The organism is Pseudomonas asgharzadehiana (assembly GCF_019139815.1).
In the GTDB taxonomy this organism is placed as follows: Bacteria; Pseudomonadota; Gammaproteobacteria; order Pseudomonadales; family Pseudomonadaceae; genus Aquipseudomonas; species Aquipseudomonas asgharzadehiana.
The window spans coordinates 623,690-645,485 of record NZ_CP077079.1; the positions used below are offsets into that span (position 1 = coordinate 623,690).

The 21,796-nt window shown below is 61.2% G+C and carries 22 protein-coding genes and 1 pseudogene; 9 read left to right on the forward strand and 14 right to left on the reverse strand.

The features are described 5' to 3' along the window. Positions 1-191: 191 nt before the first annotated feature. The 6 genes from KSS96_RS02785 to KSS96_RS02810 all read left to right on the forward strand — a co-directional run bounded on the left by KSS96_RS02785 (position 192) and on the right by KSS96_RS02810 (position 8,268). A complete protein-coding gene (locus KSS96_RS02785; RefSeq protein WP_223271434.1) occupies positions 192-1,871 on the forward strand; it encodes a glucan biosynthesis protein G in 1,680 nt (559 codons plus the stop codon). Then, complete coding sequence (gene mdoH, locus KSS96_RS02790; RefSeq protein ID WP_017526561.1) at positions 1,864-4,434, forward strand: glucans biosynthesis glucosyltransferase MdoH; 2,571 nt, start codon at positions 1,864-1,866, stop codon at positions 4,432-4,434. The genes KSS96_RS02785 and mdoH overlap by 8 nt, the downstream gene beginning before the upstream one ends. A 187-nt stretch (positions 4,435-4,621) precedes the next feature. After that, positions 4,622-5,431 carry a transporter substrate-binding domain-containing protein gene (locus tag KSS96_RS02795; protein WP_065879500.1) on the forward strand — a complete coding sequence of 270 codons (810 nt, stop codon included), beginning with the start codon at positions 4,622-4,624 and terminating at the stop codon, positions 5,429-5,431. 211 nt (positions 5,432-5,642) lie between these two features. Continuing rightward, the gene (locus tag KSS96_RS02800) at positions 5,643-6,440 is read left to right on the forward strand and encodes a transporter substrate-binding domain-containing protein (RefSeq protein WP_065879499.1); all 798 of its coding nucleotides are present in this window, start codon (positions 5,643-5,645) and stop codon (positions 6,438-6,440) included. 141 nt (positions 6,441-6,581) lie between these two features. After that, on the forward strand, positions 6,582-7,541 hold the full coding sequence (locus KSS96_RS02805; protein WP_017526558.1) for an amino acid ABC transporter permease: 960 nt from the start codon (positions 6,582-6,584) through the stop codon (positions 7,539-7,541). Further along, on the forward strand, positions 7,534-8,268 hold the full coding sequence (locus tag KSS96_RS02810; RefSeq protein ID WP_017526557.1) for an amino acid ABC transporter ATP-binding protein: 735 nt from the start codon (positions 7,534-7,536) through the stop codon (positions 8,266-8,268). The genes KSS96_RS02805 and KSS96_RS02810 overlap by 8 nt, the downstream gene beginning before the upstream one ends. Before the next feature lie 36 nt (positions 8,269-8,304). Here the strand turns inward: KSS96_RS02810 and KSS96_RS02815 are convergent, their stop codons facing one another. The 12 genes and pseudogenes from KSS96_RS02815 to ubiE all read right to left on the reverse strand — a co-directional run bounded on the left by KSS96_RS02815 (position 8,305) and on the right by ubiE (position 18,325). Continuing rightward, positions 8,305-10,212: a methyl-accepting chemotaxis protein gene (locus KSS96_RS02815; protein ID WP_065879498.1), complete on the reverse strand. Its 1,908-nt coding sequence runs from the start codon at positions 10,210-10,212 to the stop codon at positions 8,305-8,307. A gap of 131 nt (positions 10,213-10,343) precedes the next feature. Then, complete coding sequence (locus KSS96_RS28200; protein WP_439653351.1) at positions 10,344-11,216, reverse strand: methyl-accepting chemotaxis protein; 873 nt, start codon at positions 11,214-11,216, stop codon at positions 10,344-10,346. Continuing rightward, positions 11,202-12,260, reverse strand: a pseudogene (locus KSS96_RS28205) (methyl-accepting chemotaxis protein); the annotation flags it as partial. The gene KSS96_RS28200 and the pseudogene KSS96_RS28205, both read right to left, overlap by 15 nt. A gap of 93 nt (positions 12,261-12,353) precedes the next feature. Continuing rightward, positions 12,354-13,061, reverse strand: coding sequence for a 16S rRNA (uracil(1498)-N(3))-methyltransferase (locus KSS96_RS02825; protein WP_017526554.1), 708 nt, complete (start codon positions 13,059-13,061; stop codon positions 12,354-12,356). Beyond that, on the reverse strand, positions 13,058-13,849 hold the full coding sequence (gene tatC / locus KSS96_RS02830; protein WP_017526553.1) for a twin-arginine translocase subunit TatC: 792 nt from the start codon (positions 13,847-13,849) through the stop codon (positions 13,058-13,060). The genes KSS96_RS02825 and tatC overlap by 4 nt, the downstream gene beginning before the upstream one ends. Beyond that, positions 13,846-14,247, reverse strand: a complete 402-nt coding sequence (gene tatB, locus KSS96_RS02835) for a Sec-independent protein translocase protein TatB (RefSeq protein WP_017526552.1) — start codon at positions 14,245-14,247, stop codon at positions 13,846-13,848. Before tatB ends, tatC begins: the two co-directional genes overlap by 4 nt. Before the next feature lie 10 nt (positions 14,248-14,257). Next, positions 14,258-14,536 carry a twin-arginine translocase TatA/TatE family subunit gene (locus tag KSS96_RS02840; protein WP_017526551.1) on the reverse strand — a complete coding sequence of 93 codons (279 nt, stop codon included), beginning with the start codon at positions 14,534-14,536 and terminating at the stop codon, positions 14,258-14,260. A 25-nt stretch (positions 14,537-14,561) separates the two neighbouring features. Next, positions 14,562-14,894: a phosphoribosyl-ATP diphosphatase gene (locus tag KSS96_RS02845; RefSeq protein ID WP_003209299.1), complete on the reverse strand. Its 333-nt coding sequence runs from the start codon at positions 14,892-14,894 to the stop codon at positions 14,562-14,564. Between the two features lie 2 nt (positions 14,895-14,896). Then, positions 14,897-15,289, reverse strand: a complete 393-nt coding sequence (hisI, locus tag KSS96_RS02850) for a phosphoribosyl-AMP cyclohydrolase (RefSeq protein ID WP_017526550.1) — start codon at positions 15,287-15,289, stop codon at positions 14,897-14,899. Positions 15,290-15,330: 41 nt separating this feature from the next. After that, positions 15,331-16,935, reverse strand: a complete 1,605-nt coding sequence (ubiB, locus tag KSS96_RS02855) for a ubiquinone biosynthesis regulatory protein kinase UbiB (protein ID WP_017526549.1) — start codon at positions 16,933-16,935, stop codon at positions 15,331-15,333. Then, positions 16,932-17,555 (reverse strand): ubiquinone biosynthesis accessory factor UbiJ, encoded by a 624-nt coding sequence (locus KSS96_RS02860; RefSeq protein ID WP_017526548.1) that lies wholly within the window; start codon positions 17,553-17,555, stop codon positions 16,932-16,934. Before KSS96_RS02860 ends, ubiB begins: the two co-directional genes overlap by 4 nt. Continuing rightward, complete coding sequence (ubiE, locus tag KSS96_RS02865) at positions 17,555-18,325, reverse strand: bifunctional demethylmenaquinone methyltransferase/2-methoxy-6-polyprenyl-1,4-benzoquinol methylase UbiE (protein WP_003171186.1); 771 nt, start codon at positions 18,323-18,325, stop codon at positions 17,555-17,557. The genes KSS96_RS02860 and ubiE overlap by 1 nt, the downstream gene beginning before the upstream one ends. Positions 18,326-18,469: 144 nt before the next feature. Between ubiE and KSS96_RS02870 the strand changes: the two genes are divergently transcribed. The 3 genes from KSS96_RS02870 to KSS96_RS02880 all read left to right on the forward strand — a co-directional run bounded on the left by KSS96_RS02870 (position 18,470) and on the right by KSS96_RS02880 (position 20,235). Continuing rightward, positions 18,470-18,745, forward strand: a complete 276-nt coding sequence (locus KSS96_RS02870; RefSeq protein ID WP_017526546.1) for a polyhydroxyalkanoic acid system family protein — start codon at positions 18,470-18,472, stop codon at positions 18,743-18,745. A 104-nt stretch (positions 18,746-18,849) separates the two neighbouring features. Further along, a complete protein-coding gene (locus tag KSS96_RS02875) occupies positions 18,850-19,272 on the forward strand; it encodes a phasin family protein (RefSeq protein ID WP_017526545.1) in 423 nt (140 codons plus the stop codon). A 12-nt stretch (positions 19,273-19,284) separates the two neighbouring features. Next, entirely contained in the window at positions 19,285-20,235 is a 951-nt protein-coding gene (locus KSS96_RS02880; protein ID WP_116078961.1) for a phasin family protein, read from the forward strand. A gap of 57 nt (positions 20,236-20,292) precedes the next feature. On the opposite strand, the gene KSS96_RS02885 is transcribed toward KSS96_RS02880, so the two are convergent. Together KSS96_RS02885 and KSS96_RS02890 are read right to left on the reverse strand one after the other, a co-directional pair. Further along, on the reverse strand, positions 20,293-20,820 hold the full coding sequence (locus KSS96_RS02885) for a fimbrial protein (protein WP_065879495.1): 528 nt from the start codon (positions 20,818-20,820) through the stop codon (positions 20,293-20,295). A 16-nt stretch (positions 20,821-20,836) separates the two neighbouring features. Beyond that, complete coding sequence (locus tag KSS96_RS02890) at positions 20,837-21,784, reverse strand: fimbrial protein (protein ID WP_065879494.1); 948 nt, start codon at positions 21,782-21,784, stop codon at positions 20,837-20,839. Positions 21,785-21,796: the final 12 nt, after the last annotated feature.

Sequence of the window (21,796 nt, forward strand, 5' to 3'; positions counted from 1 at the left end):
TGACTTAGGTAGAGACTTGTCCGACAACCATTGGGGAATCATTTTGACCCATGGGAGTCGGAACAATGCTCGCCAACCTGGCATATAGATAGCTGGCCGTTGGTTTTTTGATCTGTTTTCGGCGAGGGTTGCTCGTGATTGTTAGTCCCTGTAATGCACCAAAATTGTCTGCCAAACGGTTACGAAACGCACTGGTGACGGGCTCTGCCCTGTTTTGCCTGTTCGGCGCGGGTCAACTGTGGGCATTCAGTCTGGATGATGTGTCGGCCAAGGCAAAAGAGCTGGCCGGGCAGAAGTACGAAGCTCCGCGCAGCAATCTGCCGAACGAATTCCGTGAAATGAAGTTCGCGGACTACCAGAAGATTCGTTTCCGCAACGAAAAAGCCGAATGGGCCGATCAGAACACCCCGTTCAAGCTGTCCTTCTATCACCAGGGTATGCACTTTGATACACCGGTGAAAATCAACGAAGTCACCGCTGACAGCGTCCAGGAAATCAAATACGACCCGTCGCGTTTCGATTTCGGTGACGTGAAGTTTGATCCTAAAGCCACCGAACAGCTGGGTTATGCCGGCTTTCGTGTGCTGTACCCGATCAACAAGAACGACAAGCAAGACGAAATCATGACCATGCTCGGCGCGAGCTATTTCCGCGTTGTCGGCAAGGACCAGGTGTATGGCCTGTCCGCGCGTGGCATGGCAATCGACACTGCGCTGCCGTCCGGCGAAGAATTCCCGCGCTTCACCGAGTTCTGGATCGAGCGTCCAAAACCGGGTGACAAGCACCTGGTGATCTTTGCCCTGTTGGATTCGCCACGCGCGACCGGCGCTTATCGCCTGATCCTGCGCCCGGGTACCGACACGGTTGTCGATGTCAAATCCCAGATGTTCCTGCGCGACAAGGTCAGCAAGCTGGGCGTTGCCCCGCTGACCAGCATGTTCCTGTTCGGCGCGAACCAGCCGTCCAAGGTGCTCAACTACCGTCGCGAGTTGCATGACTCCAGTGGCCTGTCGATTCATGCCGGCAACGGCGAGTGGATCTGGCGCCCGCTGAACAACCCGAAACACCTGTCGGTGAGCAATTTCAGCGTGGAAAACCCGCGCGGTTTCGGCCTGCTGCAACGTGGCCGCAACTTCAGCCACTACGAAGACCTGGACGACAACTACGACAAGCGTCCAAGCGCCTGGATCGAGCCTGAAGGCGACTGGGGCAAGGGTTCCGTCGACCTGGTCGAGATCCCGACCGCCGATGAAACCAACGACAACATCGTTGCCTTCTGGAGCCCGGAGAAATTGCCGGAAGTCGGTCAGCCGCTCGAAGTGGCCTACCGCCTGCACTGGACCCTCGACGACGCCGCGTTCCACTCGCCGGACAGCGCCTGGGTCAAGCAGACCTTGCGTTCCACTGGCGATGTGAAGCAATCCAACCTGATCCGTCAGCCGGACGGCAGCGTGGCTTACCTGGTCGATTTCGAGGGCCCGGCCCTGAAGCGACTGCTGCCGGACGCCCCGGTGCGCAGCCAGGTGAGCGTGGGTGACAACGCTGAACTGGTGGAAAACAGCGTGCGTTACAACGAACACACCAAAGGCTGGCGCCTGACCCTGCGCATGAAGATCAAGGACGCAAGCAAACCGACCGAAATGCGTGCGGCCCTGGTGCAGGACGTTCCCCAGGCCGAGCCTGAGCATGTTTCTACCCAGGTGCTCAAGGCCGACAAGGTCTTGGCCAAGCAGCACGAGAAACAGGCCAAGAAAGACGCGAAAGACAAGGAAGCCAAGCAGCCAGAAGCTGCCCCAGCCACACCGGAGCCGATCAAGACCGAGCAAGTCCTGACCGAAACCTGGAGCTATCAGTTGCCTGCCGATGAGTAATTCTCAAGCCCGGCCAGAGACGCTCTCCGAGTATCTGGCGCATCTACCGATGACCGCTGAGCAGCGTGCCGAATTGGCGGGCTGCGCATCCTTCAGCGAGTTGCACGAGCGGTTGTCGTCATCGACCTTCGATGCGCCAGCCGACGCCGCCCAAGCGTCGGTTGGCAGCCGGTTGAACCTCAGCACGGCCGAAGAGTTGCAAGACGCCGAAATGCTCGCGCTCGACGCGAGCGGCCGTGTGTGCCTCAAGGCCACGCCGCCGATTCGTCGCACTCGCGTGGTACCGGAGCCGTGGCGCACCAACATCCTGGTGCGTGGCTGGCGTCGTATCACCGGCCGCAGCAACCCGCCCAAACCACCGAAGGATGAACGCGTATTGCCGGCCGCGCGCTGGCGTACGGTCGGTTCGATCCGTCGTTACATCCTGCTGGTGCTGATGCTCGGCCAGACCATCGTGGCCGGCTGGTACATGAAAGGCATCATGCCGTACCAGGGCTGGTCGCTGGTCGACTTCGACGAGATCCGCAACCAGACCCTGCTGCAAACGGCTACCCAGGTTCTGCCTTACGCCCTGCAAACCAGCATCCTGATCATGTTCGGGATTTTGTTCTGCTGGGTGTCGGCGGGTTTCTGGACGGCCTTGATGGGCTTTCTTGAACTGCTCACCGGTCACGATAAATACCGCATCTCCGGTAAAAGTGCCGGCGACGAGCCGATTCCGAAAGAGGCGCGTACCGCGCTGGTGATGCCGATCTGCAACGAAGACGTGCCGCGTGTATTCGCCGGCCTGCGGGCGACGTTCGAATCGGTGGCCGCCACCGGTGACCTCGATCGCTTCGACTTCTTCGTGCTCAGCGACAGCAATGACGCCGACATTTGTATCGCCGAACAGCAAGCCTGGCTCGACGTGTGCCGCGAAGCCGGTGGCTTCGGCAAGATCTTCTATCGCCGTCGTCGCCGTCGCGTAAAGCGCAAGAGCGGCAACCTGGACGACTTCTGCCGTCGTTGGGGCGGTGACTACAAGTACATGGTCGTGCTCGACGCGGACTCCGTGATGAGCGGCGAATGCCTGACCAGCCTGGTGCGCCTGATGGAAGCCACGCCGGATGCCGGGATTATCCAGACCGCGCCACGTGCGTCGGGCATGGACACCCTGTATGCGCGCATGCAGCAGTTTGCCACCCGTGTGTACGGCCCGCTGTTCACCGCCGGTCTGCACTTCTGGCAGCTGGGTGAATCCCACTACTGGGGTCACAACGCGATCATCCGCATGAAGCCGTTTATCGAGCACTGCGCCCTGGCGCCTTTGCCCGGTAAAGGCGCGTTCGCCGGCTCCATCCTGTCCCACGACTTCGTTGAAGCGGCGCTGATGCGCCGTGCCGGCTGGGGCGTGTGGATTGCCTACGACCTGCCGGGCAGCTACGAAGAACTGCCGCCCAACCTGCTGGACGAACTCAAGCGTGACCGTCGCTGGTGCCACGGTAACCTGATGAACTTCCGCCTGTTCCTGGTCAAAGGCATGCACCCGGTGCACCGTGCGGTGTTCCTGACCGGCGTGATGTCGTACCTGTCGGCACCGTTGTGGTTTCTGTTCCTGGTGTTGTCCACGGCCTTGCTGGCGGTGAACACCCTGATGGAACCCCAGTACTTCATGGCACCCCGCCAGTTGTACCCACTGTGGCCGCAATGGCATCCGGACAAGGCGGTGGCGCTGTTTTCCACCACCATCGTGCTGCTGTTCCTGCCTAAACTGCTGAGCATCATCCTGATCTGGGCAAAGGGCGCGAAAGAGTTCGGCGGCAAGTTCAAGGTCACCATGTCGATGCTGCTGGAGATGCTGTTCTCCATGCTGCTGGCGCCGGTGCGGATGATTTTCCACACCCGTTTCGTGCTTGCCGCGTTCCTCGGCTGGGCCGCCACCTGGAACTCGCCCAAGCGTGACGACGACTCGACCACCTGGGGCGAGGCGTTCAAGCGTCACGGGACCCAGACCTTGCTGGGCTTCCTGTGGGCCCTGCTGGTGGTGTGGTTGAACCCAAGCTTCCTGTGGTGGCTGGTGCCGATCGTCGGTTCGCTGATGCTGTCGATTCCGGTATCGGTGATCTCCAGCCGTGTGAACCTGGGCCTCAAGTCTCGCGACGAGAGCCTGTTCCTGATTCCTGAGGAATACAACCCGCCGCAAGCGCTGCAGTCGACCGAGAAGTACACCCACGAAAACCGCTGGCACGCCTTGCACGACGGGTTTGTGCGTTCGGTGGTCGACCCGCAGCAGAACGCCCTGGCGTGTGCCCTGGCGACTTCGCGTCACCGTGAGGCCGAGCCGATCGAATACCTGCGTACCGAGCGCGTTCGCCATGCGTTGAAAGTCGGCCCTGCCGGCCTCAACAACGCCGAGCGCGTTGCCTTGCTCAGTGATCCGGTGGCCCTGGGCCGCCTGCACGAGCAGGTCTGGAGCGAAGGGCATGCCGAGTGGCTGGCCGCCTGGCGTGACTCGATCAAAGCCGACCCGCACGCGCCGTTGCTGCCGCTGCAACCGCTGTCGTCCCAGGCCCAACCGGCCTGATTCAGACACCCCCGAGGGCTCACCTCGGGGGTGTTTCAAACGCTGGTCCTACAGCGTTTTGCGTCTCTTCTTTGTCGTTCTGACCCTCTGTTATTTCGAAACAAAAGACCCTCGTTCGAGGCGTATTTGCCTGCGTGCGGCTGGGGTAGGATCGCCCCCCAAAATTGACTCGGTCACAGGGGGATCCATGATCAAAAGGTATTGTTCGGCCTTGCTGCTTGGCGCTGTTGCATTAATTCACACTGGCCAGGCGCTGGCCGGTGCCATCGATGACGCGGTGCGGCGCGGGGTGCTCAAAGTGGGCACCACACCCACCTATGTCCCCTTCGAAATGACCGATAAGCAGGGGCGCATCGTCGGCTTTGAAATCGACCTGCTCAAGGTGATGAGCCAGGCCCTTGGCGTGGAGCTGGAACTGGTCTCGGTGCCCTACACCGAGCTGATAAAGGGCCTGCAGGCCAAGCACTTCGACCTGATCGGCAGCGGCATGACGGTTACCCAGGAGCGCAACCTGGCGCTGAACTTCAGTGACTCCTTCATCGTGGTGGGCCAGACCGTGCTGTTGCGCCCCGGCCTGCTCGGCAAAGTTGCCAGTGTTGAAGACCTCGACGATGCCAGCTACCGGATCGCTGCCACCGAAGGCACCACCGGCGAGTCCGCGGCGCAGCGCTTTCTGGGCGCGGCGCGGGTGAGCAGCTTTGCGACGCCGGAAGAAGGCGTGCGCCAGGTTGTGATCGGTGCGGCTGATGCGTTTGTTCACGATGCGCCCTACAACCTGATCGCCCTGAGCCGCCCGGAAAACAGCGCGCTGCTTTTACTGGAGCAACCTTTCACCTTCGAACCCTTGGCGTTTGGCGTGAAAAAAGGTGATTTCGACAGCCTCAACTGGATCAACCATTTCCTCAACCAAGTGGCCCAGGACGGCACCTACGATCGGCTGCATGACAAGTGGTTCAAGGACACCGCCTGGCTCGGCGAAATCGACTCGAAGTCATAACTGCTTACATAACCGTCCGATACCGACGCGATACGGGCAGGTGTCTACCTCGTGCGCTTGGCTGCACCCTTGTGGGGCTTTTGCGACATATGCCGACAACAATTACCCGTGAAACCTTTGTGGCAGACAGCGAGTGGGTTAGCATCGCACCCCGACTGGGTGCGGCCCTTTTGCGCGCCGATCTTATAAGAAACGTTCAGGGGATTTGATGATGAAAAAGTATCTTTCGATGCTGCTGCTAGGCATCACCGCGCTGATGGCGGTCAACGCGGCGCAGGCCGGTGCCATCGACGATGCGGTCAAACGCGGCACATTGAAAGTCGGCATGGACCCGACCTACATGCCGTTCGAAATGACAGACAAGCGCGGTGACATCATCGGTTTTGAAGTCGACATCCTCAAGGCCATGGCCAAGTCCATGGGCGTCAAGCTGGAGCTGGTGTCCACCGGTTATGACGGCATCATCCCGGCCTTCCTGACCGGCAAGTTCGACATGATCGGCAGCGGCATGACCCTGACCCAGGAACGCAACCTGCGCCTGAATTTCAGCGAACCCTTCATCGTGGTCGGCCAGACCCTGCTGATCCGCAAAGAGTTGGAAGGCACCATCAAGTCCTACAAAGACCTCAACGACGAGAAATACCGCCTGACCTCCAAGCTGGGCACCACCGGTGAGATGGTCGCCAAGAAGTTGATCGCCAAAGCCAAGTACCACGGCTATGACAATGAGCAGGAAGGCGTGCTGGACGTGGTCAACGGCAAGGCTGACGCGTTTGTCTACGACGCACCGTACAACGTGGTGGCCGAGAAGAAGGTGGGTAACGGCAAGCTGGTGTTCCTCGACGAACCCTTCACGTTTGAGCCATTGGCCTTTGGCCTGAAGAAGGGCGACTACGACAGCGTCAACTTCATCAATAACTTCCTGCACCAGATCAAGAATGACGGCACCTACGATCGCATCCATGACAAGTGGTTCAAAAGCTCCGAGTGGCTCAAGGACATGGAATAAGGCTTTAGACCGAGGCGCGCCCTTCGCGAGCAAGCCCGCTCTCACATTCGACCGCATTCTCATGTTGGAACTCGGTCAAGTGTGGGAGCGGGCTTGCTCGCGCAAGCGGCCTCACAGGCGACACCAATCCCGGAACCTGAAATGAAACAGAAAAAAGCCCAATGGCCCTGGCACCTGCTGACCGTGGTCGTGCTGGTTGGCCTGGCGGGCGCCTTGTATTACGCCACCTCGCTGATGTCCTACGAATGGCGCTGGAACCGTGTGCCGCAGTACTTTGCCTATCAGGCCGAAGAGGCTCAGCGGGCGGCGGATATCTCCACCGTCATCGAGTTGGTCCGCAAAGGCGACGTTGCCGAAGTGACCCTGCGCAACGACGCCGGTACCGAACAACGAGTGATGGTTGCCGACAACAGCCTGCAAGTGGCGCGCGGCGATGACGTGGCCGAGGGCGATGTCATCGGTGTGAACCGCCATTGGGCATTGGGCCCGCTGATGTGGGGCTTGTGGACCACGCTGTGGCTGTCGGTGGTGTCCGGCGTCCTGGGCCTGGCTATTGGCCTGGCCACCGGGCTGTGCCGGCTGTCCAGCAACCCGACCCTGCGCGATCTGTCGACAATCTACGTCGAACTTGTGCGCGGCACGCCGTTATTGGTGCAGATCTTCATTTTCTATTTCTTTATCGGCACGGTGCTCAACCTGTCCCGGGAATTCGCCGGGATCGCCGCGCTGTCGCTGTTCACCGGCGCCTACGTGGCGGAAATCGTCCGCGCCGGCGTGCAGTCCATCACCCGTGGCCAGAACGAAGCCGCGCGTTCCCTGGGCCTGAGTGCCGGCCAGTCGATGCGCCATGTGGTGCTGCCGCAGGCATTCAAGCGCGTGCTGCCGCCCCTGGCCGGGCAATTTATCAGCCTGGTGAAAGACACCTCGCTGGTGTCGGTGATCGCAATTACCGAATTGCTCAAGAGCGGCCGCGAGGTGATCACCACCTCGTTCTCGCCGTTTGAAATCCTGTTCTGCGTTGCAGGCCTGTACCTGCTGATCAACCTGCCGCTGTCGAAAATGGCCAGCCGGCTTGAGCGGAGGCTCGCCCAAAGTGATTGAAGTCCGCGATCTGGTAAAAGTCTTCGACACCCGTGGCCAGGTGGTGCGCGCGGTGGACCACGTCACCACTCAGGTGGCCAAGGGTGAGGTGCTGGTGGTGATCGGGCCGTCCGGCTCGGGTAAATCCACGTTCCTGCGCTGCCTCAATGGCCTGGAGGAGTTCGACTCCGGCTCGGTGAGCATCGACGGTCTGCAACTGGCTGATCCGAAAACCGACGTGAACGCCTATCGCCGCGAAGTCGGCATGGTGTTCCAGCACTTCAACCTGTTCCCCCATATGACCGTGCTGGAAAACCTGTGCCTGGCGCAAAAAGTGGTGCGCAAGCGCGGCAAGAAAGAGCGCGAAACCAAGGCCCTGGCGCTGCTGGAAAAAGTCGGCATTGCGCAGAAGGCCAACGAGTTCCCCTCGCGGCTGTCCGGCGGCCAGCAACAGCGTGTGGCGATTGCCCGCGCCCTGGCGATGGAGCCCAAGGTGATGCTGTTCGACGAGCCCACCTCGGCCCTCGACCCGGAAATGGTCGGCGAAGTACTCGACGTGATGAAGACCCTGGCCCTGGAAGGCATGACCATGGTGTGCGTCACCCACGAAATGGGCTTTGCCCGTGAAGTGGCCGACCGGGTGCTGTTCTTCGACCATGGCAAGTTGCTGGAAGACGCCGCCCCGGCCGAATTCTTCGACAGCCCGAAAGACCCGCGTGCCCAGGCGTTCCTGCGTCAGGTCCTGTAACACCAAGGTCCTGAGTAAGGGGTCATGGGGTAAACCTCATAGCCTGAATTTACCGACCAGCGTTTGTAGATCCAGGCTCAGCCTTGTCAGTTGAACACTGGCCGCCGCCGTCTCCTCACTGGCGGCGGCGGTTTGTTCAGACACATCCCGTACCTTCAACACGCTGCGATTGATCTCTTCGACCACGGCGCTCTGCTGTTCGGCGGCGGCGGCGATCTGCGGGTTCATTTCCTGGATGACCGACACCGTGCGAGTAATGGCCGCCAGCGCCTCGCCGGCGTCGCGGGTCAGGCTGACGCTGTAGTCGGTCAGGTTGCCGCTGCTGTCCATGATGTCTGCCACCTGTTGGGTGCCTTTATTCAGGCCCAGAATCAACGCCTCGATTTCTTCGGCTGACTCCTGAGTGCGCTGGGCCAGGCTGCGCACTTCGTCGGCCACCACGGCAAAGCCTTCGCCGGCGCTGCCTGCGCGTGCGGCTTCAATGGCGGCGTTCAGCGCCAGCAAGTTGGTCTGCTGGGACACGGATTTGATCACGTCCAGCACGCTGCCGATTTTTTTGCTCTCTTGCTGCAGCGTCAGCATGGCCCGGCCCGACAGGGTCATTTCGCTGGCCAGGTTACCAATCTGTTCAATGGCCAATGCGACCACCTTGTCTGCGGCGCTGGCCTGCTGGTCTGCCTCATTCGCCGCCAACGACGCTTGTTCGGCGTGCCGGGCGACTTCGTGGGCGGTGGCGAGCATTTCATTCATGGCCGTGGCGACCTGATCGGTTTCGTCTTTCTGGTTGTTGGCCCCGTCGCGGGTCTGTTCGGTCACGGCCGTGAGTTGCCCGGCGGCACTGGCGATTTGCCCAGCGCTGTCCCCGATGCCGCTGATCAGGTCGCGCAAATTGCGCGTCATCAGGCTGATGCTGTGTTGCAACTGGCCCACCTCATCCCGACGTTCCACCTTCACGTCATGGCTGAGATCGCCCTTGGCGATACGGCCGGCAACCGCCAGCACCTGGCGCAACGGCAGCGCAATCTGGCGGCCGATCCACCCGGCGGTCAGGGCGCCGAGCACTACGCAGGCGAGGGTGACACTGATCAGCAGAGTGCGCGTTTGGCTGGCCTCGCGGTCACGTTTGAAGATTTGCGCCTGACTCAGTAGGTCGCTTTGCTCCAGCAACTGGTCGACGTGCTGTTCGAGTCGGTTTTGCATCGTCTCGGTGTTGAACTGAGCGTCTTTGAGCGCCACCAATTGCTCGCGGTAGGTCGCCAGGTCGGCTTTGAGCTGGGCGGAATCGACGGGCAGGTCCATGACGGCCGACTGTGCGACCTCCAGGGCGTCGAGCGCCTTGCCGACGGCTTCGGCATAGGCTTGCAGTGACTCGGCCGCCCACGCGGGTTTTTGCGTGCCGTCGTCGGCAAGTGCCATCGCTTGGCGCAGGTCTTCGATCGCATCCAGGGCTTTCTGGTCTTCCTGGTCGGGCAGGTCACTGGCGAACTGGGCCAGGGTGTCGCTGGCCTGAAGCGCACTGTTTTGCAGGGGGCTGCGCGCGCGCTCACGACGTTCGATCAAAGTCGGCAACTCGGCAAGAGCCGCTTTGAAACCCGTCACCAAACGGGTGGCTTGCTCCAGGCGTTGCTGGTCGGCCGGGTCTCCCATGCGGCTTGAGAGGACGGCCAGATGCTGTTCGATCTTTTCAATCTCTACGCCGATTTTTCCCAGGCTGCTGGTGTCCGTCAGGGTGCGATACACAATGCAGTCGGCACGCATGGTTTCGGCCGCAACCGCCAGCTGCCCCAGCGTCGAGAGCTTGGCTGATCGAGCAAGCACAGCATTGAGGGCCTGCCAGCCGGTCATGGCGATGATCAGGCTCAGCATCAGCACTTGGCCAAAGCCCAGGGCGAGTTTGAGACGAATGCTGGCGTTGGCCAGTAAGCGGGTCAGTCGAGCAAACATGCTGCACCTCCTAATCTGAAAAAGCGCTTCGAGCAGAAACGCTAAATCGATTCGGGGTGATCGCGGGCTGATAACTGCGTAGGAACTTTCGCAATGTGCGGCGGCCTTGATCGGCCGCCGCGCAGCGTCGGTCAGATGCGGAAGCGACCGACCAGGGTTTGCAGGTAGACACCCAGGCGCGCCAGTTCGGCGCTGGATGCGGCGGTCTCTTCGCTGGCCGACGAGGTTTGTTCCGACACATCGCGCACGTTCAGCACGCTCCGGTTGATCTCTTCCGCCACGGCGCTTTGCTGTTCGGCGGCGGTGGCGATCTGCGAGTTCATCGCCTGGATGGTCGAGACGGTACGGGTGATGTTTTCCAGGGCGCTGCCGGCGCGGCGGGTCAACTCGACGCTACTGTCGGTGAGGCTGCGGCTGTTGTCCATGATGGTCGCCACCTGCTGGGTGCCGCTCTGCAGGCCGACAATCAGCTCTTCGATCTCTTCGGTGGACTTCTGGGTACGCTGGGCCAGGCTGCGTACTTCGTCGGCCACTACGGCGAAACCGCGCCCGGCTTCACCGGCTCGCGCGGCTTCGATGGCCGCGTTGAGGGCCAGCAGGTTGGTTTGCTGGGCCACGGATTTGATCACGTCGAGTACGCTGCCGATCTTGTCGCTTTCCTGCTTCAGGTCGGCCATGGCAACCGTGGAATTACCGACTTCAGTGGCCAGGCGCTCGATCTGGGCGATGGCTTCGCCGACCACTTTGTCGCCCTCGCGAGCCTGCTGGTCCGCCGCGACGGCGGCTTCCGAGGCCTCTTCGGCGTTGCGTGCCACTTCCTGTACGGTCGCAGCCATTTCGTTCATGGCGGTGGCGACCTGATCGGTCTCGATCTTCTGGCTGTTGACCCCGGCGCTGGTCTGTTCGGTCACGGACGACAGCTGCTCGGCGGCGCTGGCGATCTGGGTGACGCCATCGCTGATACCACCGATCAGTTCCCGCAGGCCCAGGGTCATGCTTTGCATGGCCCGTTGCAGTTGGCCCAGTTCGTCCTGGCGCAGCGAGTTCAGGTTGTGGCTCAGGTCGCCCGAGGCGACGCGTTCGGCCACTTGCAGGGTCTGGTTCAGCGGAATGATGATCTGGCGGGTGATGGCCCATGCGGCAACCAGGCCGAAGATCAGCGCCAGGGTGGTGGCCAGCGCCAGCAGTTGTTTGGCTTGTGCGGCGTCGTTGTCGCGGACCACGGTCTGCGAAACGGTAAGTTTGTTGCTGCGATCCAGCAGGACATCGCCCTGGGCGCTCATGATTTTCAGTGCGGCGGCGCTCGCCACCTGAGAGTCGCGGTACTGGCTGACCGCTGCGCGGTAGGCTTGCAGCGAAACGCCGGCCTGTTGCAGGTTGGTCGAAAATTGTTCAGGCAGTTGGCCGGTCAGCTCAGTGGCTTTCTTCAAGGCGTTGTCGATGGCGTCCAGCGCGGGCTGTTCCGCCTCGACCTTGCCGCTGTAGGTGTAGCCGCGCACTTGGAAACGCGCCTGTTGGATGAGTTTGCTCAGGCCGACGATGCTGTTGAACTGGCTGACACTGTCGCCCTGCAACAGGGTTTTTTCCACTTCGCCGACCTTGATTACCGCGTTGTCGGCAGTGTCGCCCAGTTTGCTGCGGGCGTTTTCGCGGTTGGCCCCGGCCTGGACCATGGCGTCGAAGGCGCGTTTGTATTGGTCGACGGCAGCGAGTTGGTCGTCGATCAAGACGATGTCGGCGGGTTGCTCGATCAATGTGCGCGCGGTTTTCAAGCCGCTTTCCAGTTGGCCAAGGAAGCCATTGACCGCTGTCGGGCCCTGCTCGCCGCGACGCATTTCGAAGTCCAGGCGCGCGATGCGCAGGTCCTTGGTCAGGTCGTTGAGGCTGGCGATATAACCCAGCTTGTCGCCACGGCTGATCACCCCGGAGAGCCCGGTCCAGCCGGTGAACGTCGTGATCAGCGTCAACAGCAATACCAGGCCAAAGCCCACGCCCAGCTTGGTCTTGACGCTGACATTACCCAGCTTTTCGGCTAACGCACGGTACATGTTGCAAACTCCCCTGGAGCACGGCTTGGACTTATTGCAGGGGTTATCGGCATGAGCGCAGGAATCTATAGCCACATCGGATCTGTGCTGTGGTTAGAACAGTCGGGCGAGCAACGCGGTCACGGCGGTTTCAACCCGCAGGATGCGTGCGCCGAGCTGCACCGGTTGCAGGCCGGCCTTGGTCAGCAGGTCGACTTCGTAGGGGATCCAGCCGCCTTCGGGGCCGATGGCCAATGTGACCGGTTCATCCAGGCCACGCGGGCAGGGTGGGTAGTCGCCGGGGTGGCCGACCAGGCCCCGGGTGCCTTGCGTCATCGCCGGCAGGCGGTCTTCGACGAATGGCTTGAAGCGCTTCTCGATGATGATCTCGGGCAGCACCGTGTCCCGCGCCTGTTCCAGGCCGAGGATCAGTTGTTCGCGAACCGCCTCGGGTTCCAGAAACGGAGTTTGCCAGAAGCTTTTTTCCACCCGGTAGCTGTTGACCAGCACCACCTTCGGCACGCCCATCGCCGCCACGGTTTGCAGCACACGACGCAGCATTTTCGGGCGCGGCAGGGCCAGCAACAGGGTCAGCGGCAGTTTGGCCGGGGGCGGCTGGTCGAAGCTCACCTGCAGCTCGGCTTCGCTGGCTTCCAGGCGCAGCAAGTGTGCATTGCCCATCAAGCCACCCATGCGCCCAACCCGCAGGTTGTCGCCTACGGCGGCGCGGTGGACTTCCTGCATATGCACCAGGCGCCGATCACGCAGCACCACGCGGTCGGCCGCTATAAAGTCGGCCTCTTCCAGTAGCAGCAGGTTCACGGCTGGGTCGCTGGCGGCTGGTCGTCGTCGGCGGGTCTGTCATCCGGGTGTTCGCCGCGCTTGCTGATCAGGCCGCTGAACAGAATGCCGATCTCGAACAGCATCCACATCGGCACGGCCAGCAGGGTCTGGGAGAAAATGTCCGGCGGGGTCAGGATCATGCCGACTACGAAGCAGCCGATGATCACATACGGGCGGATCTTCTTCAGGTACTGCACGTTGACCACGCCGATCCACACCAGCAGCACCACGGCCACCGGGATCTCGAAGGCCACGCCAAAGGCGAAGAACAGCGTCATCACAAAGTCGAGGTAGCTGGTGATGTCGGTCATCATCTCCACGCCGGCCGGGGTGGCGGCGGCGAAGAACTTGAAGATCAACGGGAACACCAGGAAGTAGGCGAACGCCATGCCGGTGTAGAACAGCAGGATGCTCGACACCAGCAACGGGACCGCAATGCGTTTCTCGTGCTTGTACAGGCCCGGCGCGATAAAGCCCCAGATCTGATGCAGGATCACCGGGATCGCCAGGAACAGCGAGACCATCATCGTCAGCTTCAACGGTGTGAGGAACGGTGATGAGACGTCGGTGGCGATCATCGTCGCGCCGGCCGGCAGATACTGGCGCAGTGGCGTGGAGACGAAGGTGTAGATCTGCTGGGTAAAGGCGAACAGCCCGGCAAAGATGATGAAGATGGCCGCTACGCAACGCAGCAGGCGGGTACGCAGCTCGGTGAGGTGCGAGACCAGCGGCATGTGCTGGTCGTTTTCCGGTTTATCAGCGCTCATGGGGCTCGCGGCGGCAATGTTGGGTCATGGGGGGCGGGCGACGCAACGGGCGTCGGCGCAGGCTCGTTGGGGTGGGGCGCGGCTGGCGTGGCGTCGACGACGTGCGGGGCGGCCTGCTCAGGCACAGGCTCCACCGGCTTGGCCGGCTCCTGCACCGGCGAGAGAATCTTGCGTGCCTCCTGCTCCAACGACAGGATATGTTCGTTATGCAGTTGCCGGCGGATCTCGTCGGCGCCGATTTCCCGTTCAACTTCCTGTTTGATCGCGTTGAAACTGCGTTTCAGGCGCCCGATCCACAGGCCGGCGGTGCGCGCGGCACCGGGCAGGCGTTCCGGCCCCAGTACCAGCAGGGCCACGAGGCCGACGAGCAGCAGTTCAGAGAAGCTGATACCAAACATTAGTCAGTGCTCACGAGTCTTTGCGGGTCGGCTCTTCGACTTTCTCAGCCTGCACGTCGAAGGTACGACGCTCGGTGATCGGCTGGCTGGCCTGCGGGTGTGCAGGCTGGGCCGGCGGTACGGGATTGGCCGCAGGGTCGGCGGGTTTTTCGTCGTCGTTCATGGCTTTACGAAAGCCCTTGATCGACTCGCCGACATCGGTGCCCAGGTTTTTGAGTTTCTTGGTGCCGAACACCAGTACCACCACTACCAGAATGACGATCCAGTGTTTCCAGTCAAAAATGCCCATGCTGCAAATCCTCGATAAAAATTATTCAGGCGGACGGACGCGAGGCCTTCTCAGCGTGCCCGGACAAGCCGAAGCGACGGTCCAGTTCATCCAGTACGGCCTGCGGATGCTGCCCCAGTTGGGCGAGCATGACCAGGCTGTGAAACCACAGGTCGGCGGTTTCGTAGATCACATCACTGCAGTCGCCGCTGATTTGCGCGTCCTTGGCGGCAATGATGGTCTCGACGGATTCTTCGCCGAGCTTTTCCAGGATCTTGTTCAGGCCCTTGTGGTACAGGCTGGCGACGTAGGAGCTGTCGGCGTCCGCGCCTTTGCGGTCTTCCAGTACCTGGGCCACGCGGTTCAGGGTATCGCTCATGGTCAGTGTCCTGCGGAATAAATGGCGTGCGGGTCTTTGAGCACCGGTTCTACAACCTTCCACTCGCCGTTCTCGAACACGCGATAGAAGCAGCTGTGACGGCCGGTGTGGCAAGCGATGCCGCCGATCTGCTCGACCTTGAGGATTACCACGTCGGCGTCGCAGTCCAGGCGTATCTCATGCAGGGTCTGCACATGTCCGGACTCTTCGCCCTTGCGCCACAGTTTGCCACGCGAACGTGACCAGTAAATGGCGCGCTGCTCAGTGGCGGTGAGGCTCAGGGCCTCGCGGTTCATCCAGGCCATCATCAGCACGCGCCCGGTCTTGTAGTCCTGGGCGATGGCCGGCACCAGGCCGTCACTGTCCCATTTGATCTCGTCCAGCCAGTCTTTCATGTTCGGCTCCGGCAATTTGCAACAGTGTATAACCGGATCGGCTATCGACGCACGATCAGATAAACGCCCACGGCGACCATGATGCCGGCCGGCCAATGGCCCAACTGATTCAACGGGCCGCCAATCGCCAGCATGACCCCGCCCACCAGGTGCGCGGCGCCGAGCAGGCGCAGGAACCAGTCGTCCTTGCGCTTGCGCCACGGCGGCTCCGGGTCCTTGGCGTGGGGTTGGGACATGCGCTCCAACAGGTCGCGGGTCATGTTGGCCAGGTGGGGCAGTTGTTCCATCTGGCTGTGCAGGTTGCCCAGCACAGTCTTGGGGCTCATGCGCTCGCGCATCCAGCGTTCCAGGAACGGCTGGGCGGTGTTCCACAGGTCTAGATCCGGGTACAACTGGCGGCCCAGGCCCTCGATGTTGAGCAAGGTTTTTTGCAGCAAGACCAACTGCGGTTGCACTTCCATGTTGAAGCGCCGCGCGGTCTGGAACAGGCGCATCAACACCTGACCGAACGAAATATCTTTTAACGGTTTTTCGAAGATCGGTTCGCACACCGTACGGATCGCCGCTTCGAATTCGTTGAGTTTGGTCTCCGCCGGCACCCAGCCGGAATCGATGTGCAACTGCGCCACGCGGCGATAGTCGCGCTTGAAGAAGGCAAACAGGTTACGCGCCAGGTAGTCCTGGTCTTCCGGGGTGAGGCTGCCGACGATGCCGCAGTCGATCGCGATGTACTGCGGGCTCCACGGGTTGACGGTGCTGACGAAAATGTTGCCTGGGTGCATGTCGGCGTGGAAGAAACTGTCGCGAAATACCTGGGTGAAGAAGATCTCCACGCCGCGCTCGGCGAGCATCTTCATGTCGGTGCGCTGGTCGGCCAGGGTGGCGAGGTCGGTGACCTGCACGCCGTAGATGCGCTCCATCACCAGCACCTTGGGGCGGCACCAGTCCCAATACACCTGCGGCACGTAGAGCAGCGGTGAGCCTTCGAAGTTGCGCTTGAGCTGGCTGGCGTTGGCGGCTTCGCGTAGCAGGTCGAGTTCGTCGTAGATGGTTTTTTCGTAGTCGGCGACCACGTCCACCGGGTGCAGCAGGCGAGCATCGGCGCTGAAACGTTCGGCGGCGCGGGCGAGGATGAACAGCCATGCCAGGTCCTGGCCGATGATCGGCTTGAGGCCGGGGCGGATCACTTTCACCACCACTTCTTCACCGCTCTTGAGCTGCGCGGCGTGCACTTGCGCCACCGAGGCCGAGGCCAGCGGCTCGACATCGAAGCGGCTGAACACGTCGCTGATCGGCTTGCCCAGTTGTGCCTCGATCAACGCCATCGACTGCTTGGAATCGAACGGCGGTACGCGGTCCTGCAGCAGCATCAGCTCATCGGCGATGTCTTCGGGCAGCAGGTCGCGACGCGTGGAGAGGATCTGCCCGAACTTGATAAAGATCGGCCCCAGGTCCTGCAACGCCAGGCGCAGGCGCGCGCCACGGCTCAGCTCCAGCTGTTTGCGCGGGAACCAGCGCCACGGCAGCACGTAGCGCACCGCCAGCAGGAACCACGGCAGGGGCAGGGCGAACAGCAGGTCATCGAGACGGTAGCGGATTACGACGCGCTGGATACGAAACAAACGGCGGACGGCGAGCAGCTTCATGCGTTATCGCTTGGATCAAGGGAACGGCTCAGGCGCTCGAAGCGCGCCTCAAGGCGTTCCAGGTCGATTTTGGCCTTGTCGAGTTCGCGAAAGCGCGCTTGCGCTTCCCGCTGCCCGACCAGGGTGCGCGATTCTTCGCTCAGGTATTCGGCGAGGTTCTGGTTGAGGCTGGCGAACCCTTGCTGGTACCAGCGCGAGCGGCTGCGCAGGTGCCCGCTGATCAAGTGGGTGGCGACGGGGCCGATCCAGCGTGACAGCTCGTATTCCCAATCCAGCTCCAGGTCTTGCAGCACGGCGGCGAGGTCCATCAGCACCGAGCTGTCGCCTTCCAGTGCCACTTCGGCGCTATGCAGGATGGCGGTCTTGTTGCGACTCAGCGCCAGGTGCAGCAGGCTCGACGCCGGCGCGCGCAGGGTGCAGTCGGCGTCGGCGGCCCAGTGGCTGGCTAGCAACAGGCCTTCATCGCTGGGCAGGATAAACAGCTGCAAGGCGGGGCTCGTGCAGTCGACGGCGATGATCTTGCCGTTCAGATGCGCGAGCCGAGCCAGGGCGGTACTGTCCAGGCGCAGCACACGGTTAAGGCCGTGTTCGACGCTGGCGAGCAGGCCTTGCAGCAGCATCAGGGCTTGATACCGCGGTGCAGGGCGACGATGCCGGAAGTCATGTTGTGGTAGGTCACACGGTCAAAACCGGCTTCTACCATCATCGACTTCAGGGTTTCCTGGTCGGGGTGCATGCGGATCGACTCGGCCAGGTAGCGATAGCTCTCGGCGTCATTGGTGATCAGCTTGCCCATCAACGGCATGAACGCGAAGGAGTAGGTGTCGTAGACCTTGGACATCAGCGCGTTGGTCGGCTTGGAGAACTCCAGCACCAACAGGCGCCCACCCGGCTTGAGCACGCGCAGCATCGAGCGGATCGCGTCCTCCTTGTGGGTGACGTTACGCAGGCCGAAGGCGATGGTCACGCAGTCGAAATGGTTGTCGGGGAACGGCAGCTTTTCGGCATCGGCCTGGACGAACTCGATATTGCCGGCGACGCCTTTGTCGAGCAGGCGGTCGCGGCCGACCTTGAGCATCGAACCGTTGATGTCCGCCAGCACCACCTGGCCGGTGGGGCCGACGAGCTTGGAGAACTTGGCCGCCAGGTCGCCCGTGCCGCCGGCGATGTCGAGCACGCGGTTGCCAGTGCGCACGCCCGACAACTCGATGGTGAACCGCTTCCACAGGCGGTGCATGCCGCCGGAAAGCACGTCATTCATCAGGTCGTACTTGGCGGCGACTGAGTGGAACACCTCAGCGACTTTTTCCGCTTTTTGGCTTTCCGGGACGTTCTTGAAGCCGAAGTGAGTGGTGGGTTCGGCATCGCTGCCTTTGCGCTGATCAGTCATATCGCTGTCACCAAAAGAGAATGCGGGACATGATAATCCCCAAGGCCTGCTTTGTCTTGGCAAGGCTGCAGGTAAGATAGCTACCCACCGAGACCTTTTGCCGCATCGAAGGTATTCAAATCCCTATAAAGAGGAATCATCGCGATGGCCCGTATAACCGTTGAGCGGGCACATGCCCTGGGTAAAGAAGGGGCGCGAGCGAAGGCCGAGAAGTTGGCGCTCAAACTCAAGGAGCAATATGGCCTGGAGCCGTCGTGGTCTGGCGATACCTTGAACCTCAAGCGCTCCGGGGTGAAAGGCACAGTATTAGTGGCCGATGATTCTCTGCGCATCGATGTGGAACTGGGCCTGTTGATGTCGGCCATGAGCGGCACTATCAAGTCCGAAATCGAGAAAGCCCTGGATAAGGCATTGGCCTGAGCGCGTGTTCTTAGGGTGCCGATTCTAATTTTTAACCCTACTTTGTGCCCACGCCCTCAACTCCTGCGGGCCGTTCCTCCACCCTATCCTGCGTGAGGTGCACCATGGCCAAAGTTATCCTGAAGAAAAAAATCGACGTACAAACCGGCGCCCTGACTGACGTTAAAACCTACGCACGCAAGATCTGGCTGGCGGGTCTTGGTGCCTATGCCAAGGTCGGCAGCGAGGGCGGCGAGTACTTCAAAGAGCTCGTTAAGAGTGGTCAACATGTTGAAAGTAAAGGTAAAAAAGTTGCCGTTGAACAACTTGATGCCGCCAACAGTCAGATTGACCAAGTCAAGAGTAATGTCTCCGTTGTCAAAGGTCTGGTAGAAGTTCAGCTGGATAAAGTTGAAAAAGCTTTTGATACTCGCGTTGCAAGTGCCTTGAATCGAATCGGCATTGCGTCTAAACATGACGTGGAGACACTCTCTGCTAAGCTCGAAGAGCTGACGGCATTGCTCGAACGTGTCGCGCGTAAACACTAAGGAGACATCGGGATGGCTGTTAAAAAGACTACTCAGAAAGAAGGCAGCTCGTGGGTCGGGAAAGTTGAAGAATATTCCCGCAAAATCTGGCTCGCTGGTTTAGGCGTGTACTCGAAGATCGACAGTGACGGCAGCAAACTCTTCGAGACTTTGGTTAAAGACGGCGAAAAGGCCGAGAAGTTGACCAAGAGCGCAGTGGGTAAACAAGTGGGTGCTGCTAAAGCGACCGCCGGTTCACGCATCAGCGATGCGAAGAAACAGGTATTGGGGACTTGGGGCGAACTCGAAGGGGCGTTGGACAAGCGCCTTAACAGTGCCATTTCACGCTTGGGCGTTCCCAGCAAAGCGGAACTGAAGGCGCTGCACAGTAAGGTCGATACCCTGACCAAGCAAATCGAAAAACTCACCGGCGCCAAAGTGGCTCCAGTGAAAACCGCCGCGGCTAAGCCTGCCGCTAAAACGGCTGCCGCCAAGCCAGCCGCTAAAGCCGCCGCCAAACCCCTGGTAAAAGCTGCGGCCAAACCAGCGGCCAAGGCACCCGCGAAGGCCGCCGTCAAACCAGCGGCCAAAACCGCGGCAGCCAAGCCTGCGGCAAAACCGGCCGCTAAGCCAGTCGCTGCAAAAGCGACTGCCAAGCCCGCCGCTAAACCAGCTGCCAAGCCGGCCGCGAAACCCGCCGCTAAAGCCGCTGCAAAACCTGCGGCCAAGGCGGTTGCAAAACCTGCCGCCAAACCTGCGGCTAAAGCGGTTGCCGCCAAACCTGCCGCCGCCAAGCCAGCGGCAAAACCCGCTGCCGCGAAGAAGCCTGTGGCCGCGAAAAAACCAGCAGCGCCCAAGCCGGCTGTCGCGGCCAAGCCTGCCACCCCTGCCGTTTCCACGGCCAACTCGGTCTCCGCGCCGACGCACGCGGCTACGGCTCCTACTGCAACGCCGGTTACGCCGACGCCCTCCAGTCAGTCCTGATTTTTTCCAGGATATAAAAATGCCCGGCCTGTGAAGTCCGGGCATTTTTTTGCGTGCTCAATTGTAGGTAATCGACACGGTGACGGCGCTGGCCAGGGTGCCCTGGGTGACCGCTGCGCCGGTTTTATAGTAGGCCGCACTGAGTGGCAGCACAGCTTTGTTACCGCTCGTGGTCACGGTACGGCTGCGCTGAGCCTCCGTGCCGTTGGCAGGGATGGCATACAAGGGAGAGGCCCGGTGTATCAGCCACAACGCGGTACCGCTCGAGGTGCCCGTATTGGAAAACAGAATGGGGTTCTCGTGCGCGGGCGTGCCGGCGAATTGGAAAACCACCGTGCGTATGTCCGACTCGCAATCGGCGGAGACCTCGAAATCAAGCGAACCCGCACTTGGGCTTGCGTCAAAGTCCGAAATTTTGATGGCCGGCAAGGTGATGGTGCGGTTCACGTCGCCGGCGCTGAGGTCACAGGTGCCACCGTTGACCTGACCGGCAAAGGTCAGCGTACCCGTGGTGGCGGCGAGCACCGTTTGGCTCGCCAGGCTCACATTGATTGCCAGCAGCAGGGGCAGTTTAAGGAAGCTCATGGGTCGTTCTCGGGGTTCAGTTGTAGGTGATGGTGACGGTAGCGGTGCTGGCGAGGGTACCTTGGCTGACCGTGCCGTTTCGGTGATAAGCCGCGCCGAGCGGCAACACCGCTCGATTGCCGGAGACCGCTACCGTGCGTGTGTTTTCGGTGCCGTTCGCGAGGATATTCTGGGTTCTCCCACCCACGCGCGAGTACAGCCATAGCGCAACGCCGCCGGCCGTGCCTGTATTGGCAAAGAGCCGGTCATCGCCTGGCGCGGGGGTGCCGGAAAAACTGAAGGTCACAGTGGCGGCATTGCTGCAGTGGGCCGTTAACTCAAACTCGCGCGCACCGGTGTACAGCGCATGTTGAAAGGCGCTGACTTGCACCGGGTCAAGGGAAACCGTGCGGTTGACGTCACCGGCCGCCAAGTCGCAGGTGGCCACGGGGCTGACGAAACGTACCGAGTTGCCGAGCCGCAGGATCATGTTCGGCTCCGTATGCCAGTAGTACCTGAAGATCTCACCGCTGTTCATGACCCCGGCGGGCGTCGGTCCGATTTTGTAGAACGCCGCCTCCGCATTGGTGAGGGTTACCCAGGTTCCCTCGTTCGCGAAGGCCGCTTGATTGTGTATGGCAAAGGCCGTAGTCACTCCGCGTGCGTCTTTCATGAAGATGCGCAGGCCGATGCCTGGCACTTCGGTGAGATAGGTGAGCGTGCCCGGGTCTCGTAAGTTGGGGTATTTGCCAATGACCGTTACCTGGGTAGAGGTGGGGCAGCGGATAAACAGGCCGGGTGCGGTCCCGCTGAACGGCTGTCGGGTAATCAGGCTGCCCACGGGAAGATTGTCCGGCACGGTGATCGTCGCGGCGAGCGTGAGGGTATGGGTCGTGGCGCTGGGGTAGCTGTCGCATGCCGCGTGGGCCGCTATCGACCCGCCACAACCCAATAGCGTCAAAACGAGTGTGATCGAGTGTTTCATGCTGGGCCTCGC

Excerpts from the sequence above, each read along its gene's own strand:
- KSS96_RS02880 (WP_116078961.1), top strand. The coding sequence starts at position 19,285 with ATGGCTGTTAAAAAGACTACTCAGAAAGAAGGCAGCTCGTGGGTCGGG.
- KSS96_RS02870 (WP_017526546.1), top strand. The coding sequence starts at position 18,470 with ATGGCCCGTATAACCGTTGAGCGGGCACATGCCCTGGGTAAAGAAGGG.
- KSS96_RS02805 (WP_017526558.1), top strand. The coding sequence starts at position 6,582 with ATGAAACAGAAAAAAGCCCAATGGCCCTGGCACCTGCTGACCGTGGTC.
- KSS96_RS02800 (WP_065879499.1), top strand. The coding sequence starts at position 5,643 with ATGAAAAAGTATCTTTCGATGCTGCTGCTAGGCATCACCGCGCTGATG.
- tatB (WP_017526552.1), bottom strand. The coding sequence starts at position 14,247 with ATGTTTGGTATCAGCTTCTCTGAACTGCTGCTCGTCGGCCTCGTGGCC.
- KSS96_RS02845 (WP_003209299.1), bottom strand. The coding sequence starts at position 14,894 with ATGAGCGATACCCTGAACCGCGTGGCCCAGGTACTGGAAGACCGCAAA.
- KSS96_RS02795 (WP_065879500.1), top strand. The coding sequence starts at position 4,622 with ATGATCAAAAGGTATTGTTCGGCCTTGCTGCTTGGCGCTGTTGCATTA.
- ubiB (WP_017526549.1), bottom strand. The coding sequence starts at position 16,935 with ATGAAGCTGCTCGCCGTCCGCCGTTTGTTTCGTATCCAGCGCGTCGTA.
- KSS96_RS02875 (WP_017526545.1), top strand. The coding sequence starts at position 18,850 with ATGGCCAAAGTTATCCTGAAGAAAAAAATCGACGTACAAACCGGCGCC.
- tatC (WP_017526553.1), bottom strand. The coding sequence starts at position 13,849 with ATGAGCGCTGATAAACCGGAAAACGACCAGCACATGCCGCTGGTCTCG.
- KSS96_RS02885 (WP_065879495.1), bottom strand. The coding sequence starts at position 20,820 with ATGAGCTTCCTTAAACTGCCCCTGCTGCTGGCAATCAATGTGAGCCTG.
- KSS96_RS02890 (WP_065879494.1), bottom strand. The coding sequence starts at position 21,784 with ATGAAACACTCGATCACACTCGTTTTGACGCTATTGGGTTGTGGCGGG.
- ubiE (WP_003171186.1), bottom strand. The coding sequence starts at position 18,325 with ATGACTGATCAGCGCAAAGGCAGCGATGCCGAACCCACCACTCACTTC.
- hisI (WP_017526550.1), bottom strand. The coding sequence starts at position 15,289 with ATGAAAGACTGGCTGGACGAGATCAAATGGGACAGTGACGGCCTGGTG.
- KSS96_RS02840 (WP_017526551.1), bottom strand. The coding sequence starts at position 14,536 with ATGGGCATTTTTGACTGGAAACACTGGATCGTCATTCTGGTAGTGGTG.
- KSS96_RS02815 (WP_065879498.1), bottom strand. The coding sequence starts at position 10,212 with ATGTTTGCTCGACTGACCCGCTTACTGGCCAACGCCAGCATTCGTCTC.
- KSS96_RS28200 (WP_439653351.1), bottom strand. The coding sequence starts at position 11,216 with ATGCAAAGCATGACCCTGGGCCTGCGGGAACTGATCGGTGGTATCAGC.
- mdoH (WP_017526561.1), top strand. The coding sequence starts at position 1,864 with ATGAGTAATTCTCAAGCCCGGCCAGAGACGCTCTCCGAGTATCTGGCG.
- KSS96_RS02860 (WP_017526548.1), bottom strand. The coding sequence starts at position 17,555 with ATGCTGCTGCAAGGCCTGCTCGCCAGCGTCGAACACGGCCTTAACCGT.